This is a genomic window from Kribbella pratensis, assembly GCF_004366075.1.
GTDB classification, from domain to species: domain Bacteria; phylum Actinomycetota; class Actinomycetes; order Propionibacteriales; family Kribbellaceae; genus Kribbella; species Kribbella pratensis.
Genome location: NZ_SODU01000001.1, coordinates 2772780 through 2788941 on the forward strand (window position 1 = coordinate 2772780; position 16162 = coordinate 2788941).

Sequence of the window (16162 nt, forward strand, 5' to 3'; positions counted from 1 at the left end):
CCTCAGAACCTCAGCGGTCCGGGTCATACGGTGTCGCCGTGGACGAGGGCGGCGGCGTGGTCGACAGCCGCTGCCACGTCGCCGTCCGGTGGGAACAGCAGCGCCCGCCCGACCACGAGTCCGCGGACCGAGGGCAGCTCCAGCGCCTTGCCCCACGAGGCGTAGGTCGCCTGCGGCTCCGCGGTCGGATCGCCGCCGAGCAACAGCGTCGGCAGGGTCGTTGCCTCCATCACCCGATCGAGCTCGTCCACGACCGGCAGCTTGAGCCACGTGTACGCACTCGTCGCGCCGAGACCGGACGCGATCTGGATCGACTTGATGACCGAGTCGGGATCGAGCAGGTTCGCGACCCGCCCGTCCTCGCCGCGCGTCGACCAGAACGGCTCGACCATCGCCATCAGCTTGTGCTCGGCCAACCCGGTCACCGCCGCGGCGCTGCTCTCCAACGTCGCCACCGTCCCCGGATCGCCGAGGTCGATCCGCGTCAGCATCTTGCCGCCGTCGAGCCGCCGCGCGGCGATCTCGTCAGCAGTCCGGTACGCCGTGAACCGGTCGTCCAACTCGAACGCCGCGCCCTGCAAGCCGCCCCGGTTCATCGATCCGATGACGACCTTGCCTTCCAAGGCACCGAGCAGCAGGAGGTCTTCCAGCACGTCCGGAGTGGCCAGTACTCCGTCCACACCTGGCCGCTGCAACGCGATCAGCAACCGGGCGATGAGATCAGCGCGGCTGCCCATCGCCATCCGATCGCCCCGCACCCCCAACGCACCACGCGCCGGATGGTCAGCAGCCACGATCAACAGCCGTCCGTCATCCCCCACCAACGCCCGAGTACGCCGCTGCAACCATCCCTCAGCCACCCGCTCCGGGTGCCGAACCCGAACCTCCGTCAACTCCCTCAACCGCTCAGCAACTCCCCGAACCAACCCCACCTGCTCGGCTCCCCGCTCCACTACCGGGGAGCCCGCGCCGGTGGTTTGATCCTCAACCGAAGCTTCCCGGTCAACCACACCAACCTGCCCGGCAACTTCCTCCGCGTCCTCACCACCGCGCGCCAGGTCGGCAGTGCCGGAAGCATCAGCCCGCTCGGTTGGATCGGTCAGGGCTTCCGGGACGCTTGGCTGGTCTTCGCGCAGCTGGCCGGTGGCTTGCTCCCGACCTGGAGCGCTCGCTTCATAGGCCGGCTCGGATACACCGGGTTCAAACGCAACGGTCGGCTCGTCGGCAGACTGGTCCGGCAGTGGGACGTTCGGGCTGGCTGACGGTGGGGTTGCGGGTAGTTGAGCTGCGGCAGTGGGTGCCTGCTCGGTTGAGGTCGGCGTGCCGGAGGATTCGGCCTCGGCGAGGAGCGATTCTCTGTCTGCGTCCGCGGGCCCGTTGGTCTGCCGGTCCGCCGGAGGTGCGGGCAAAGTCGCTCGTTGCTCTCCACGGACCGTTTGACCGCTCACCTGGTGCCCCGGTGAAGCCTCCACGCTGCCCAGCCGCTGCTCACGCCAAGCCGGCCCACTCACTGCTTGCCCACCCGGCGCCTGCCCAACCGGCGCCTGCCCACCTGGTGCCTGCCCACCTGGTGCCTGCCCAACCGCTGCCTGCCCACCTGGTGCCTGCTCAACCGCTGCCTGCCCAACCGGCGCCTGCTCAACGGGCGCCTGCTCAACGGGTGCCTGCTCAACGGGTGCCTGCTCAACGAGTGCCTGCTCAACGAGTGCCTGCTCGACGGGTGATGCCTGTTGGGGTGTGGGGTGGTCGGGGGCGAGGTTCAGGTTTCCGATGACGGTTGTCTGGCCGTCGGGGGTTGCGGGAGTCGTCTCGTGCGAGGCGTCCATCAGCACCGTCAGGTCGTCGGCGCCGGGTGCGTCGGGGCGACGTACGACAACCGTCGGATCGTTCAGACCTGCGGTCGGAGCGTCCGGATCGACGTACGGTCGCGCACCCGCGACGGGTTCCGCCGGAACGCGCGGTTGGGGCGGGGTAGGGCGGTTGGCGGTGACTGTTGGTTCGTTGGCGCCAGGTGTGAGGACGGTGGGGTCGTTGGACCAGTCGGCCTGGTCTGCGGCGGCGTCCTGGCGCGCGTCGCGGACCGCGCGGTCATCGGGCCGACGGGCGATGACTGTTGGGTCGTTGGGGCCTGGGGTCAGGGTGGTGGGGTCCGGGTCTTCGTGGGGGCGGTGGATGGGGATGGGGCGGGCGTTTTCGGAGTACTGGTCTTCGTCGTGGGGGGTCATGCTTCGGCTCCCAGGTGGGAGAGGACTTCTTCGGTCGTGGGCATCGCGGTGGAGCATTCGAGGCGGGAGGCGACGATCGCGCCGGCGGTGTTGGCGAACCGGATGATCTTCTCCAGCGGCCAGCCGGCCAGGAGCCCGTGGCAGAGCGCTCCACCGAAGCCGTCGCCGGCGCCGAGGCCGTTGACCACCTCGACCGGGTACGGCGGGACCTCGACGCGTTCGTCCCGGGTCCGGGCGAGCGTGCCGCGGGGGCCCTGCTTGACCACAGCCAGGTCGAGGCCGCGGTCGAGGAGGGCCTGCGCGGCCTTGTCAGGATCGGTCTCGCCGACGGCCACCTCGCACTCCTCACGGTTGCCGACAGCAACCGTGCAGTACTCGAGCGCGCGCGACACCTGCGAGTGCGCCTCGCTCGGGTCGGCCCAGAACATCGGCCGGTAGTCCAGGTCGAGCACCGTGATCGGACGCCGCCCGCGGGCTTCCCAGGCGGCGAAGTGCGCGGACCGCGACGGTTCGGCGGACAGCCCGGTCACCGTGGACCAGTAGATGCGCGCGTCGCGGATCGCGTCCAGGTCGAGCTCCGACGGGTTGATGACCAGGTCGGGCGCCGTCGGGAAGCGGTAGAAGTACAGCGGGAAGCTGTCCGGCGGGAAGATCTCGCAGAACGTGATCGGCGTCGGCAGGCCGTCGACTCCGGAGACGAAGCGGTCGTCGACCCCGAGTTCGCCGAGCGTGCGGTGGATGAACACACCGAACGGGTCGTTCCCCGTCCGGCTGATCACCGCCGACTTGCGCCCGTGCCGCGCCGCCGCCACCGCCACGTTCGTCGCGCTCCCACCGAGGAACTTGCCGAACGAGGTGACATCTTCCAGATGCGTCCCGGTCTGCAGCGGGTACAGGTCGACCCCGATGCGCCCGATCGTCAGTACGTCGTCCACCATCAGACCATCCCATTCCCACGGGTCCCGGGGGCGGTCATTCGAGCCCCGCCGCGATCGACTGCAGGTGCGCGATGCTCGCCCGTACGTCGGCCACGGGCCCGTCGTCCACCGGGCGCGCGCGCAGGATCGTGTCCTGTTCGAGGACGTACCACCCGTCGTACCCGGACTTCTCGAGCGTGCTGACGATCGTGGTGATGTCGATGTCGCCGGCACCCAACGGGCGGTACATCCCGGAGCGTACGGCGTCGGTGTACCCGACCTCGCCGGACTGGACCCGCGCGGCCCACGCGGCGTCGACGTCCTTCAGGTGGGTGTGGCGGATCCGAGCCGTGTGCTCGACCGCCAGCGCCACGGGGTCGACCCCGCCGATCAGCAGGTGACCGGTGTCGAGCGTGAGGCCGATCGACGACCCGTCGAGTACCTGCGAGACGTCGGCAGCGTTCTCGACCATCGTGCCGACATGCGGATGGACGGTCGCCAGCACGCCCCGGGAGGCCGCCAGCTCGGACAGCTTGTCCAGGTTGGCGAGCAAGGTGCTCCAACCAGCGGAGTCCAGCGCCGGGCGGTCGTCGTACCCGTCCTGGCCGGTGGCTGCGGCGAGGACGAGGGTCCCGGCGCCGGCCGCGACGAAGCCCTCGAGTGCGGCGGCAACCTCCGGCGCGGGATCGTGCGACGGGTCGTGCAGGACGACCGGTACGAATCCGCCGACGGCCCGAAGTCCTACGTCTGCCAGGGTTTTGGCCTTGTCCGCCGGGTCGTCGGGCAGGAACCCGTCCGGGCCGAACTCGGTCGCCGCGAGCCCGACCGCGCGCATCTCGGCGAGCACCGTCGCGGCGTCGTACTGCCAGCCCCAGCCCGGCACCTCGCACACGCCCCACGAGATGGGAGCACCGGCGATACGGGTAGCAATCTCTGTCATATGAGCGGCTCTCCTCAGAGCGTGACGATGCGGTTCTCGTGGCGGGACAGTTCGCAGGCGTCGGCGATCCGGAACGCCGCGAGCGCGTCCCGGACCGTGCACGGCACCTCGCGGGTCCCAGCGACGACCTCGGTGAAAGCGGTCAGTTCAGCGACGTACGCGGGCTGGAAGCGGTCCATGAACGTCATGTGCGGCGGGCCCTCCGGGAAGCTGACGCCCGGCTCGGCAGATCGCAGCGCGGTGTGCGAGTCGAGGCCGACCGCGATGGAGCCGAGGCTGCCGTGCAATTCCATCCGTACGTCGTGCCCGGCGCCGTTGTACCGCGTCCCGCTGACTGCGACGAAGGTGCTGTCGTCCAACGTCAGCAACGCGGCGGCCGAATCCACGTCGCCGGACTCGGCGAAGAACGTCTCGCCGCGGTTCGCGCCCGTGGCGTAGACGCTGACGACCTCGCGACCGGTGACGTAGCGGATGATGTCGAAGTCGTGCACGGTGCAGTCGCGGAAGAAGCCGCCGCTCTGCGGGATGTACTCGCGGTGCGGCGGGAAAGCGTCGTTCGTGTTCGCCCGGATGTGGTGCACGAACCCGAGCTCGCCCGACTCCACGGCCGCCCGCGCCGCCTGGTACCCGGCGTCGAACCGGCGCTGGAAACCGATGTGTACCGGGACGCTCGCCGCCTCCACCAACGCCAGTACCCGCTCGGTCTCGGCCAGGTCGAGCGCGACCGGCTTCTCACAGAACGTCGGTACGCCGGCCGCGATCCCTGCCTCGATCAACGAGGCGTGCGCGGATGTCGCCGCCGCGATGACGAAACCGTCCAGGCCGGACGCGAGCAGTGCCGGTACGTCGGGGACCGACGAGACGCCCAGCTCCTTCGCGACCGCCTGGGCCCGGGCGGGGTCCGCGTCGGCGACGACCACCTGATCCACCGCCGGCAACTCCTTCAGCGTCGCGGCGTGGAACGCCCCGATCCGCCCGACCCCGACCAACCCGATCCGCATCCGCGCGCCCCTCTCGTGAACGGCGCGCCACAACCCCTGTGGCGCGCTGGTTGCCGTCAGCTTTCCGGGCCGGTGCCAGGGGTGTCAATACTTTGTTAACACATTCTCACGTACGCACATGACCAGGTAGCATCCGCCTATGAATGCGTTGCCGATCCAGCTCGATCGGAGCAGCCCGGTGCCGCTGTACCACCAGCTGGCCGAGCAACTCACTGCCGCCATCACGGACGGCCGGCTGCGTCCGGGCGACCCGTTCGAGAACGAGATCGGCATGTCCGACCGGCTGAACCTGTCCCGCCCGACGGTCCGGCGGGCGATCTCCGAACTGGTCAACCAGGGCCTGCTGGTCCGCCGCCGCGGCATCGGCACCACGGTCGCGAACCAGATGGTGCACCGCAAGGCCGAGCTGACCAGCCTGTACGACGACCTCGCCCGCGAGGGCCGGACGCCGCGGACCGAGGTGCTCGCGCTGGACTGCGCGGCGCAGGACGACCGCGCCGCCGCCGTACTCGAGGTCCCGCCCGGCACTCCACTGGTCGGGATCGTCCGGCTCCGGTACGCCGACGACCTGCCGCTCGCGATCATGCGCAACTGGCTGCCGCCGGCCCTCAACGACCTGACCCTGGACGAGCTCACGACCGACGGGCTGTACGCCGTCCTGCGGGCCCGCGGTATCCGGCCGACGGTCGCGCGGCAGCGGATCGGCGCCCGCAACGCGACCGCCGAGGAACGCCGTACCTTGCACATGTCGAAGGCGGAGCCGCTCATCACCATGACCCGCTCCGCCTACGCCGCCGACGGCTCCCCCGTCGAGTACGGAAATCACTGCTACCGCGCCGACCAGTACTCCGTCGATGTAGTCGTCTCCGAACGCTGAGACGCGGACTAGGCCTGGTTGGCGATCAACGTCCGGACCAGGCGGAGGCCTACAGACAGGTGGGCCAGTTCAGGGCCTTCGGTTTCGACGATCTCCTCCAGCATGGTGGCGGCTCGGGCCAGCGCCGTCGCGTTCTGGTCCTGCCAGGTGGCGACGCGCTCCTCGGGGTCGGCCGCCGGATCGGTGGTGGCGAGGACCTGACGGGTGAGGCGGGCGTGCACGGCGTGCAGGTCGTCGCGCAGGGCGGCGCGGGCCATGGTCTGCCAGCGGTCGGTGCGCGGCAGGCCGATGATCCGCTCCAGGAAGCGGCCCAGCTGCAGCCGCTCGCCGAGGGCGAAGTGGACCTTGGCGACCTCGAAGATGTCGATGTCCTCGCGCGACGCGGTCTCCACGATCCCGAGCCCGCCGTACGCCGGCGGCAGCACCGCGATCCGGGTCGCGAAGTCCTCCGAGACTCCCTTCCGCACCAGCGCTTCCCGGCGCTGCTCGAACAGCGCCAGCTCGCGACCGCGCAGTACGTCGGGCAACGCCGCCGTCAGCTTCGCGATCCCCGGTCCGAAGAACTCGATGAGCTCCTCGATGTCGACCGGAGGCCGCCGGGTGCTGACGAGCCAGCGCGTCGCGCGCTCGACCAGCGTCCGCGTTTCGAGCCGCATGTGCGTCTGCGTCTCGGCGTCGACCACGTTGTCGAGCTCGGCGTTGCTCGACAGCAGTTCGGGCTGCGCGAAGATCCGCGACGCGGCCAGGTTCGCCCGGACCACGTCCTCGACCGTCCCGCCGGTCTCCAGCGAGAGCCGGTGGTACGCCGTGATGCCCGACGTGTTGATGAACTCGTTGACCACCTGTGTCGTGATGATCTCGCGGCGCAGCTGGTGACTCTGGATCTGGTCGGTGAACCGCTCCTGGATCGCCTTCGGGAAGTAGCTGGCGAGCTTGTGCGCCAGGTACGGGTCGTCCGGCAGCGACGTCTTCAGCAGCTCGGCGTCGAGGACGATCTTGGTGTACGCGATCAGCACCGACAGCTCGGGCGACGTCAGCCCACGCCCCTCGGCCTTGCGCTTCTTGAACTCGGTGATGCTCGGCAGGAACTCCAGCTGCCGGTCCAGCAGCCCTTCCTTCTCGAGCCGCCGGACCCAGTCCTGGTGGACGTGCATCAGCGCCGGCGCCTGCGCGGCCGCGTTCGCCAGCGCGATGTTCTGCCGGTAGTTGCTCTTCAGCACCAGCGCCCCGACCTCGTCGGTCATCGACGCGATGATGTCGTTGCGCTGCTTCTCGGTCAGGTCACCGTCCGCGACCACCGTGTCCAGCAGGATCTTGATGTTCACCTCGTGGTCGGAGGTGTCCACACCGGCCACGTTGTCGATGAAGTCGGTGTTGATCCGGCCGCCGGCCGCGGCGTACTCGATCCGGCCGAGCTGGGTGAAGCCGAGGTTGCCGCCCTCGCCGACCGCGCGGGCGCGCAGCTCGGACCCGTTGATCCGGATCGTGTCGTTCGCCTTGTCGCCGACGTCCGCGTTCGACTCGGCGGACGATTTCACGTAGGTGCCGATGCCGCCGTTCCAGAACAGGTCGACCGGCGCCTTCAGGATCGCGTTCATCAGCTCGCCCGGCGTCAGCGTCGCCGGACTGCCTTCGAGACCGAGGGCCTCGCGGACCTCGGCGGAGATCGGGATCGCCTTGTCGGTCCGCGGGAACACGCCGCCGCCGGCGGAGATCAGGGACCTGTCGTAGTCCGCCCACGACGACCGCGGCAGCTCGAACAGCCGCCGCCGTTCCGCGAACGACGAGGCCGCGTCGGGCGTCGGGTCGAGGAAGATGTGCCGGTGGTCGAACGCGGCGACCAGCCGGATGTGCTCGGACAGCAGCATCCCGTTGCCGAACACGTCACCGGACATGTCGCCGACGCCGACGACCGTGAAGTCCTCGCTCTGGCAGTCGTGCCCCATCTCGCGGAAGTGCCGCTTGACCGACTCCCACGCACCGCGGGCGGTGATGCCCATCGCCTTGTGGTCGTACCCGACCGAGCCGCCGGACGCGAACGCGTCGCCGAGCCAGAACCCGTACTCCTTGGCGACACCGTTCGCGATGTCCGAGAACGTCGCCGTACCCTTGTCCGCGGCAACGACCAGGTACGCGTCGTCACCGTCGTACCGGACCACGTCGCGCGGCGGAACGATGTCCCCGGCAACGATGTTGTCGGTGATGTCGAGCAGCCCGGAGATGAAGGTCTTGTACGACGCGATGCCTTCGGCCAGCCAGGCGTCCCGATCCGCGGCCGGGTCGGGCAGCTGCTTGGCGTAGAACCCGCCCTTCGCGCCGACCGGCACGATCACCGAGTTCTTCACCATCTGCGCCTTCACCAGGCCGAGCACCTCGGTGCGGAAGTCCTCCCGCCGGTCCGACCAGCGCAGACCGCCGCGCGCGACCGCGCCGAACCGCAGGTGCACACCTTCGACCCGCGGCGAGTACACGAAGATCTCGTACTTCGGCCGCGGCTGCGGCAGGTCCGGGATCGCCTTCGGCTCCAGCTTCAGCGAGATGTACGACCGCGGCTTCCCGTCGGCGCCCGGCTGGAAGTAGTTCGTCCGCAGCGTCGCCTTCATGACGGTCAGGTACGAGCGCAGGATGCGGTCCTCGTCCAGGCTCTGCACCGTGTCCAGCGCGGCCAGGATCTCCTTCTCCAGCTGGTCCGTGCGCATGGTCCGGTCCGGGTCGTCGGCCGGTCCGCGCGCGGGGTCGAAGCTGGTCTCGAACAGCTGCACCAGCAGGTTCGCGACGTCCACGTGGTTCAGGAAGGTGTTCTCGATGTAGTCCTGGCTGAACGGCGTACCGCCCTGGCGGATGTAGCGCTGGTACGCGCGCAGAATCGACACCTGCCGCCAGCTGAGGCTGCCGCGCAGCACCAGCGCGTTGAGCTTGTCCGACTCGGCCCGACCCTCCCAGACCGCCTGGAACGTGTCGGAGAACAGGGTGCGCAGTTCCTCGCGCTCTTCGGTGTCCTCCGGTGCCCGCAGGCCGAAGTCGTAGATGTAGGCCATCGTGCCGTCGTCGCAGCGGATCTCGTACGGGCGCTCGTCGACGACCTCCACGCCCATCGCGCTCAGGTGGGGCAGCACCTGCGACAGCGACAGCGACGACCCGGTGCGGTACACCTTGAAGCGCCGTTCGCCCTCCCACTCCTCGTCGAGCGGGGTGTAGAGCGACATGGCCAGCCCGTTGTCGGACGACAGCCCTTCGAGGACGTGTACGTCGTTGACCGCGACGCGCGCGTCGAAGTCCTCCTTGTACGCCTCCGGGAACGCGTTGGCGTACCGGCGCGACAGCTTGGTGACCGCGCCGTCGCCGCCCTTCGCGTGCAGCGCGGCGTTGAAGTCGTCCTGCCAGGCTCTGGTCGCCTCGATCACCTGCTGCTCGAGCAGCTCGGAGTCGTACTCGCCGACCGTCCGGCCCTGCTTCATCCGCACCACGAAGTGCACGCGGGCCAGCACGGACTCGGTGACGTACGCGGCGTACGTGACGGTCTCGGCGCCGATCGCGTCCTTCAGGATCTGTTGCATCTTCAGCCGGACCGCGGTGGTGTAGCGGTCACGTGGCAGGTACACCAGGCAGGACAGGTACCGGTTGTAGACGTCACGCCGTACGAAAAGCTTGACCGCACGCCGCTCCTGCAGGTGCAGCACTGACTGCACGATCGGCAGCAGGTCCTCCACAGGTGCCTGCAGCAGCTCGTCGCGCGGGTAGGTCTCCAGCACGTCGAGCAGGCCCTTGCCGCTGTGGCTGTTCGGGTCGAAGCCGGTCAGACGGAACAGCTCCAGCGCCTTGCGGCGCAGCACCGGCACCTGCATGACGCTCTCGGTGTACGCCGTCGACGACAGCAGACCGATGAACCGGCACTCGCTTACCGGGTTACCGCTCTCGTCGAACTGCTTGATACCGACGTAGTCCAGGAAGGTCGATCTGTGCACCGTCGAGCGGGAGTTCGCCTTGGTGAGGATCAGCAGCTTCCGCTCCTGCGCCTTGGCGCTCACCTCCGGCGGCAGCTTGCCGGAACCCGGCTTCGGATCCGGCCGGAGGATGCCCAGGCCGGTGCCTGCGCGACCGCGCAGGATGCCCTGCTCGCCCTCCATGGTGAAGTCGTACTCGCGGTAGCCCAGGAAGGTGAAGTGCTCGTCGGCCAGCCACTCCAGCAGCTCGCGGGCCTCCTCCACCTCGCTCTCGGAGACCGGCAACTCGGCGGCGTTCAGGCCGGCGGCGATGGTGACGGCCTTCTCGTGCATCTTCGGCCAGTCCTCGACCGCCTCGCGGACGTCGTTCAGCACCTTCTGCAGGTCCTGCTCGAGTGCGCGGTGCTCGGCGACGTCCGCGATCCGCTCGATCTCCAGGTGCATCCAGCTCTCGCGGACCAGGTCGTGCCCGTCCGCGCTCGCGCTGTCGTCGAGGACCTCCCGCAAGGTGCCGGCGACATCGCGGCGCACCACGAACGTCGGGTGGACCAGCAACTGGAGCTCGAGGTTGCGTTCGGTGATCGCCATCGAGGCGCTGTCCACCAGGAACGGCATGTCGTCGCTGACGATCTCGACCACGGTCCGCCCGCTCGCGGACCAGCCGTGGTCCTCGATCGTCGGCGTGAAGACGTGCACCTTCGCCGTCCCCTGCGGGCGGGACATCGCAGACTTGTAGTGGTGCCGCGCGGCGCCCAGGCAGTCGTTCGGCTGGCGCTCGGCGACGTCCTCGGCGGCGACGTGCCGGTAGTACTGCTCGAGGAACGTCTTCAGCTTGCCCGGGTCGGCCGACTTGTCGTGACCGTGTGTTCCCGCGGCCACCGCCTTGGCGAGCACATCCGCCTTCTGGACGTCCAGCTTGCTCTGCATTCCCCACCGTCTCCACACGTGACTTCGGCGTCGCTCGCGCCGGACCGCACCACGTTGTGCGGTCACTCAGAGATTAGTCCACCTTTGTCACTGGTGTGGTGTTGGGACGGGCCTGTCATCGACTGGTGAGGCGTAGTGCGAGGGCCGGGCAGGCGAGGATTGCGCGGCGCGCGTCCGGGAGCTCACCGGTGGTGATTTCGCGGCCGCGGAGGACGGGGAATCCCCACTCGTCGAGGACGATGTCATCAGGCATCAGACCTGCGCAAAGGCCGTGCCCGTCGCACCTGGTCCAGTCGATCTCCACCTTGTTCATCGGGTACCTCCAGGGACGGGCAGAACTCCGAGAGCCGGCCGGCCGCAGCCCTGACCGGACAGGTGACGCCGTACGTCGTCGTCGAACACTTCGAGCGCCGATGTGAGGAACCTCGCAGCCCCGTCCGGGTGCGCGCAGGCGCCCCTGCCCGGAATCAGACCGAGGTGCCGCTGGGCGTCGTACCAGCCCTGCCGGTCGCCGATGGTCAGCCGGGCGAAGTCGTCGACGAGCGCCGCGAGGCCGAAGACGCAGGGGCCGCACTGGCCGGCCGACTGACTCCTCAGCCACTCAGCGACCCTGGTGACCTCACCGAGCGGACAGGTGGCGGAGCCGAGCGCCAGGATGATGCCGGCGGAGACCTCTGGTCGCTGCAGCGTCACGCCGTCGGTCCGCGGCAGCCAGCGGCCGTGGTACCCACCCAGCAGGACAGGTCCCGGTTCTGCGCCGGCGTACTGCAGGACGGTGTCCAGCAGGACACCGGTCGGTGTCTCGATCACACCGGGTCGTTGGACCGCCCCGTCGATCGTCAGCAGCTGCGTACCCGGCTCCCTGATCAGACCGGTGCTGCTGAACCCGCGGGACCCGAGCCGCGCGAGTACGGCGAGCTGGGCGAACGTCTCCACGTTCGACAGGAACGTCGGCCGCCTGTGAACCCCAGACCGCGTCGGGAGCACGCGTCGACCCGGTGGGACTGCGGCACGCCCTTCGAGCGCGCTCAGCAGTGCACGGGCCTCACCTGCGACGAACCGACCCGGGGTGTCACGCACCTCGATCGCCAGGTGGTCGTCCCGCTCCATCAATGCCTCTCGGAGGGACGTGGCCGCGGCCGTGTCGTGTACGCCGATCAGCACGTGCGGCGCGCGCAGTGCGTGCGCGAGACCGACTGCGCCGTCCAGAACGAGGTGTGGCGATCGGGTGAGCAGCAGACGGTCCTTCCGGCTCACGGGCTCGCTCTCCGAGCCGTTGACCACCACGGCCTCCACACCGCGAGCTGGGAGGTCCTGCAGCTTCAGTGCGACCGGAAACGCCGCACCACCACGCCCCCTGAGTCCTACGGCTTCGCAGAGCTGCACGTAGTCCTCACGGGTCAGCTGGGGTAGCGGACCATACGTCGACAGATGGTGGTGGAGGTCCTGGTCGAGTCCAGCCAGCAGTCTGGCCTCACCGATGACTCTGGTGTCATCCATTGTGATCATTGGGTTCTCCAGGAACGGGTGGGTTTAGCGGCCGGGTTGAGCCGGTACGCCCCGGCAGTGGCCACAGCGGCCAGGCAGCCGAGCGTGATGCCGAGCATCCACGGCGTACTGCGATCGGTACCTGCCAGCAATGCGTGGCCAATGGACAGCAGCCACCCCACCGACCCAGCGATGTGCAGCTTGCGCCAGTGCCTCGTGAACGTTGCGGACGCGGCCAACCGACCACGGGCTGCTCCGACGAGAGACGCCAGTACCAGGCTGTAGAGAGCGAGCGCACCAACAACCATGGCGAACGGCCGGTAGCCGGCACCGAACGGCCACACCAGAACGGTCGGACTGATATCCACGTAGCTGTCGGCGATCACGGCAACCACGTGTGTCGCCAGCAGGACCAGGCCGGTCACAGCTGCCGAGCGGTGCACGTACTGGAGCCAGAACCTCCGCTCCGGTCGACGTACGCCGGGCATAACCATCCCGAGTACGGCGGACAGCGTGAACATGATCATCGTGACCACGCCGGCCGCACGGGCCAGGTACCACAGGGTCATCAGGCGGCCCTGCTCGCAGTCGGCCACCCACACAGCTCGGTGATCTCACCGTCGTCGGCAACCAGCCGCGCCGGGTGCCCCGAGAGCTTCAGCCGCCCGACAGCTGCCTCGCCAGTCGCGATGAGCGCAGTGCTGAAGGTGTTCGCCCGTACGGCGGTCGGCGCCCAGACGGAAGCAGTCCGGTACAGACCCTCCGCGGGACGGCCGGTGCGCGGGTCGATGACGTGGTGCCCGTAGCCGGTCGGTGTCTGCCAGCGCCGTACGGTCCGGGTCGACGTGGTCAGTCCGCCGTGGGCGAGTGTCACGAGGACACCATCATCACCGGCGCGCTCAGCGACGGTGATGACCCACGGCTTCGTCGGCGTACCCGCTGCGCGCAGGTCTCCGCCGATCTCGACGAGGACCGCGCAGCCGTAGCGCTTGCTGATCACGTTGGCCGCCCGGTCCGCGGTCCAGGCCTTGGCAGTGGCGCCAAGGTCGAGCGAGCAGTCCTTCGGTACCCCTAGCAGCGCTAGCTTCCGGTTGAGGCGCACCTCCTGCCAGCCGGCGACCTGCGTCGGGTCGTCGGGTGCCTTGGGGAAGCGCCGCCGTACCGCTTCAATGTCGGTGTCGTACCCGGCCGCGATCACCGCCGGGCCGACGGTCGGGTCGACCGCACCGCCGCTCATCTGGGCCGCGACCAGGCTGACGTCGACCAGGTCGACGAGCAGACGCGACACCGGTACGAGCGCACCGGCCCTCGTGTTGACGATCGACAGCTCGGAGTCCGGGCGGAACCGGCTCGCGGCCTTGTCGACGCGGTCCATCAGTGCCTTGAGCTCACCGCACGCCGCTCCGAGTACGGCGGGATCGTCGACAGTCAAACGGACCGTGCAACTCCACGCGTTCCACGTGCGGGAGGCGGTCATGACCCGTTGCTCCCGCCCTGCGAGGTCGAGCCGGAGTTCGTGGACCCGAGTCCGCTCGAGCTGCCGCTGTCGCCGGACCCGGAGCTCGAGCCGGAACCGCTGCCCGAACTGCTGCCCGAACTGCTGCCCGAGCTGCTGTCGTCGTCCGAGCTGCTGGACGTCGCCGTCGTACCGGTGCTGCTGCCGGAGTGCTTCGCCGACACGACCGCGACCGAGATCCCGGTCGCGCCGACGCCGAGGACGGCAGTGGCTATCGCGGCCGCGGACGCGCGATGCAGCCAGCGCCGGCGGTTGGGGTGGGATTCGTCTGTGGTGACCATGCCGTAAGCCTCGTGCGAGGCCCGTCAGCCGCACTCCAAGAGAAGATCAAGCCACGGTCAAGTTCTGCTGAAAGCTCTCTGAGAACAGCTCTCAGGAGCGGACCTCCAGCGGGCAGTCGGTCTCGCAGTGCTTGCCGATCGTGCCGACGATCTCGTCGGCGACCTCACCGAGAACAGCGAGGCGGTCGGGGCCGAACACATCGACGAAGAACTCCCGCACCCGTGCGGCCTGTGCCGGCGCACACTCCTTGATCGCCGCCAGACCTTCCTCGGTGATGGCGATCTCCGGATACCGCGATTCGCAGGCCTCCTTGCGGATCAGCCCGCGTTTCTCCATCCGGGTCAAGTGGTGCGACAACCGGCTCTTCTCCCACTGCGTCGCGCGACTGAGCTCGAATGCGCGCATCCGGCCGGATTCCGACTCGGACAGGTTCACCAGGATCTCGAAGTCCGACTTGGACAGGCCGAAGTCGCGCTGGAGGTGCCGCTCCAGGTGCGTCTCCAGCGTGCGGTTCATCAGCAAGTAGCTGCGCCACGCCTTCTGCTCGTCGTCGTCGAGCCACGGTCCCTTGCTCACGAGAACCATCCTACCCGCTTGGGTTGACACATCAACCAATCGCGCTACGATCGGTCGAGTTGACACATCAACCTAACTCTTGGAGTGAACGCTATGAGCAAGCTGATCGCCGTCGTCGGAGCGACCGGAGCACAGGGCGGAGCGCTGGTCCGCGCGATCCTGACGGATCCGTCCGGCGAGTTCGCTGTCCGCGCACTGACCCGGAACCCGGACTCCGCCGCCGCGAAGAACCTCGCCGCAGCGGGCGCCGAGGTGGTCGCCGCCGATCTCGACGACGAGGCGAGCATCCGGTCCGCTTTCGACGGCGCGTACGGCGCTTTCGTGGTGACGAACTACTGGGCGCCGCTGACCCCGGACGAGGAGGCGGTGCGGACCCGCGCCGAGATGGAGCTCGCCCAGGCCGAGACCGCCGCGCGGGCCGCCCGCGACGCCGGCGTACAGCACCTGGTCTGGTCGACGCTCGAGGACACCCGCCTGTTCTTCGGTGCGCGCGACGACGTCCCGAGCCTGGACGACGGGCGCTACAAGGTCCCGCACTTCGACGCGAAGGGCGAGGCCGACGACCTGTTCGCGAAGTACGGCGTACCGACGACGTTCCTGCGGACCACGTTCTACTTCGACGCGTTCATCACCACCATGCGGCCGACCCGCAACGCCGACGGCACACTGACCATCACGCTCCCGATGGGCGAGAAGCGGCTGTCCGGCATCGCCTCCGAGGACATCGGCCGCAGCGCGCTGGCGATCCTCAAGCGCCCCGACCTCATCGGCCGGACCGTCAGCGTCGCCGGCGACCACCTCACCGGCGACCAGTACGCCGCCGCCCTCACCGAAGCCCTCGGCGAAAAGGTCACCTACAACTCCCCGACCCTCGACGAGTACCGCCAATACCCCTTCCCCATGGCCGTCGAAATGGCCAACATGTTCCAGTTCTACGCCGAGAACCACGAACAGTTCACCGGCAACCGCAACCTCGACAAGGTCCGCGAGCTCAATCCCGCCCTGGAATCCTTCGAAACCTGGCTTGACCTGCACAAAGAAGACCTACGGGCCGCCACTAAGTGACCCATCGTGTTGGGCGGCTCTGCCCTGAGCCGCCCGCATCAATGAGCAACGATTCGCGCTTTTGACCGCCGATTGCCAAGGTCTCACGGAACAGCGACGGAACAGAACCGGAGCCCGAGGCACGCCAGACACGGGTTCGTATTCTAGCCCCGGCTCGCACCGAGCCGGGGCTGATCGGTCTCGCTGCTGCCTTGCCTCGTGGATCGTCCACGCGGAGCGTTCGGCTGCGACCGCAAGCTTCAACCTGGGGAGCTACGCCTCGAACCGGGCACCGGCATGAGCGTGTTGTGGCGCGACCACTGCCGCCGCCACATGAACAGCCTGATGAACCTCCCGGCACCTTCAGCAAGTGCCCTCGAAGGCCACCACCACAACGGCAACGGCCTTGAACCGTTGCCCTGGGC

15 protein-coding genes are annotated in these 16162 nt (G+C 68.8%); 5 read left to right on the forward strand and 10 right to left on the reverse strand.

Annotated features, from left to right (window positions below; all coding sequences use genetic code 11):
* Window positions 1-23 precede the first annotated feature (23 nt).
* The gene (locus EV137_RS13325) at window positions 24-902 is read right to left on the reverse strand and encodes a Cgl0159 family (beta/alpha)8-fold protein (protein ID WP_134001537.1); all 879 of its coding nucleotides are present in this window, start codon (window positions 900-902) and stop codon (window positions 24-26) included.
* 75 nt (window positions 903-977) lie between these two features.
* Here EV137_RS13325 and EV137_RS13330 point away from each other — a divergent pair, with 75 nt between their 5' ends.
* Window positions 978-1262, forward strand: coding sequence for a hypothetical protein (locus tag EV137_RS13330; RefSeq protein ID WP_134128844.1), 285 nt, complete (start codon window positions 978-980; stop codon window positions 1260-1262).
* A 252-nt stretch (window positions 1263-1514) separates the two neighbouring features.
* Window positions 1515-1724: a hypothetical protein gene (locus EV137_RS13335; RefSeq protein ID WP_134128846.1), complete on the forward strand. Its 210-nt coding sequence runs from the start codon at window positions 1515-1517 to the stop codon at window positions 1722-1724.
* Window positions 1725-2221: 497 nt separating this feature from the next.
* Here the strand turns inward: EV137_RS13335 and iolC are convergent, their stop codons facing one another.
* From iolC to EV137_RS13350, 3 genes are read right to left on the reverse strand one after another with little or no spacing between them, the layout of a single operon-like run.
* Window positions 2222-3163 (reverse strand): 5-dehydro-2-deoxygluconokinase, encoded by a 942-nt coding sequence (gene iolC / locus EV137_RS13340; protein ID WP_134128848.1) that lies wholly within the window; start codon window positions 3161-3163, stop codon window positions 2222-2224.
* A 34-nt stretch (window positions 3164-3197) separates the two neighbouring features.
* Window positions 3198-4082, reverse strand: coding sequence for a sugar phosphate isomerase/epimerase family protein (locus EV137_RS13345; protein ID WP_202870907.1), 885 nt, complete (start codon window positions 4080-4082; stop codon window positions 3198-3200).
* A gap of 14 nt (window positions 4083-4096) precedes the next feature.
* On the reverse strand, window positions 4097-5083 hold the full coding sequence (locus EV137_RS13350) for a Gfo/Idh/MocA family protein (RefSeq protein WP_134001543.1): 987 nt from the start codon (window positions 5081-5083) through the stop codon (window positions 4097-4099).
* Between the two features lie 139 nt (window positions 5084-5222).
* On the opposite strand from EV137_RS13350, the gene EV137_RS13355 reads away from it, so the two are divergent.
* Entirely contained in the window at window positions 5223-5960 is a 738-nt protein-coding gene (locus EV137_RS13355) for a GntR family transcriptional regulator (protein ID WP_134001545.1), read from the forward strand.
* An 8-nt stretch (window positions 5961-5968) separates the two neighbouring features.
* On the opposite strand, the gene EV137_RS13360 is transcribed toward EV137_RS13355, so the two are convergent.
* The 5 genes from EV137_RS13360 to EV137_RS13380 form a co-directional block, all read right to left on the reverse strand.
* On the reverse strand, window positions 5969-10831 hold the full coding sequence (locus EV137_RS13360) for an NAD-glutamate dehydrogenase (protein WP_134128850.1): 4863 nt from the start codon (window positions 10829-10831) through the stop codon (window positions 5969-5971).
* 115 nt (window positions 10832-10946) lie between these two features.
* The gene (locus EV137_RS13365) at window positions 10947-11144 is read right to left on the reverse strand and encodes a ferredoxin (protein ID WP_133789839.1); all 198 of its coding nucleotides are present in this window, start codon (window positions 11142-11144) and stop codon (window positions 10947-10949) included.
* A complete protein-coding gene (locus EV137_RS13370; protein WP_134128852.1) occupies window positions 11141-12340 on the reverse strand; it encodes an NADH-ubiquinone oxidoreductase-F iron-sulfur binding region domain-containing protein in 1200 nt (399 codons plus the stop codon). Before EV137_RS13370 ends, EV137_RS13365 begins: the two co-directional genes overlap by 4 nt.
* Window positions 12337-12888: a hypothetical protein gene (locus tag EV137_RS13375; RefSeq protein WP_134128854.1), complete on the reverse strand. Its 552-nt coding sequence runs from the start codon at window positions 12886-12888 to the stop codon at window positions 12337-12339. The genes EV137_RS13370 and EV137_RS13375 overlap by 4 nt, the downstream gene beginning before the upstream one ends.
* Entirely contained in the window at window positions 12888-13796 is a 909-nt protein-coding gene (locus EV137_RS13380) for an FAD:protein FMN transferase (protein WP_134128856.1), read from the reverse strand. Before EV137_RS13380 ends, EV137_RS13375 begins: the two co-directional genes overlap by 1 nt.
* A 6-nt stretch (window positions 13797-13802) precedes the next feature.
* On the opposite strand from EV137_RS13380, the gene EV137_RS13385 reads away from it, so the two are divergent.
* Entirely contained in the window at window positions 13803-14123 is a 321-nt protein-coding gene (locus EV137_RS13385) for a hypothetical protein (protein ID WP_134128858.1), read from the forward strand.
* Between the two features lie 84 nt (window positions 14124-14207).
* On the opposite strand, the gene EV137_RS13390 is transcribed toward EV137_RS13385, so the two are convergent.
* A complete protein-coding gene (locus EV137_RS13390; RefSeq protein WP_202870908.1) occupies window positions 14208-14702 on the reverse strand; it encodes a MarR family winged helix-turn-helix transcriptional regulator in 495 nt (164 codons plus the stop codon).
* 84 nt (window positions 14703-14786) lie between these two features.
* Here EV137_RS13390 and EV137_RS13395 point away from each other — a divergent pair, with 84 nt between their 5' ends.
* Entirely contained in the window at window positions 14787-15758 is a 972-nt protein-coding gene (locus tag EV137_RS13395) for an NmrA/HSCARG family protein (protein ID WP_134128862.1), read from the forward strand.
* The last annotated feature ends 404 nt before the right edge of the window (window positions 15759-16162 follow it).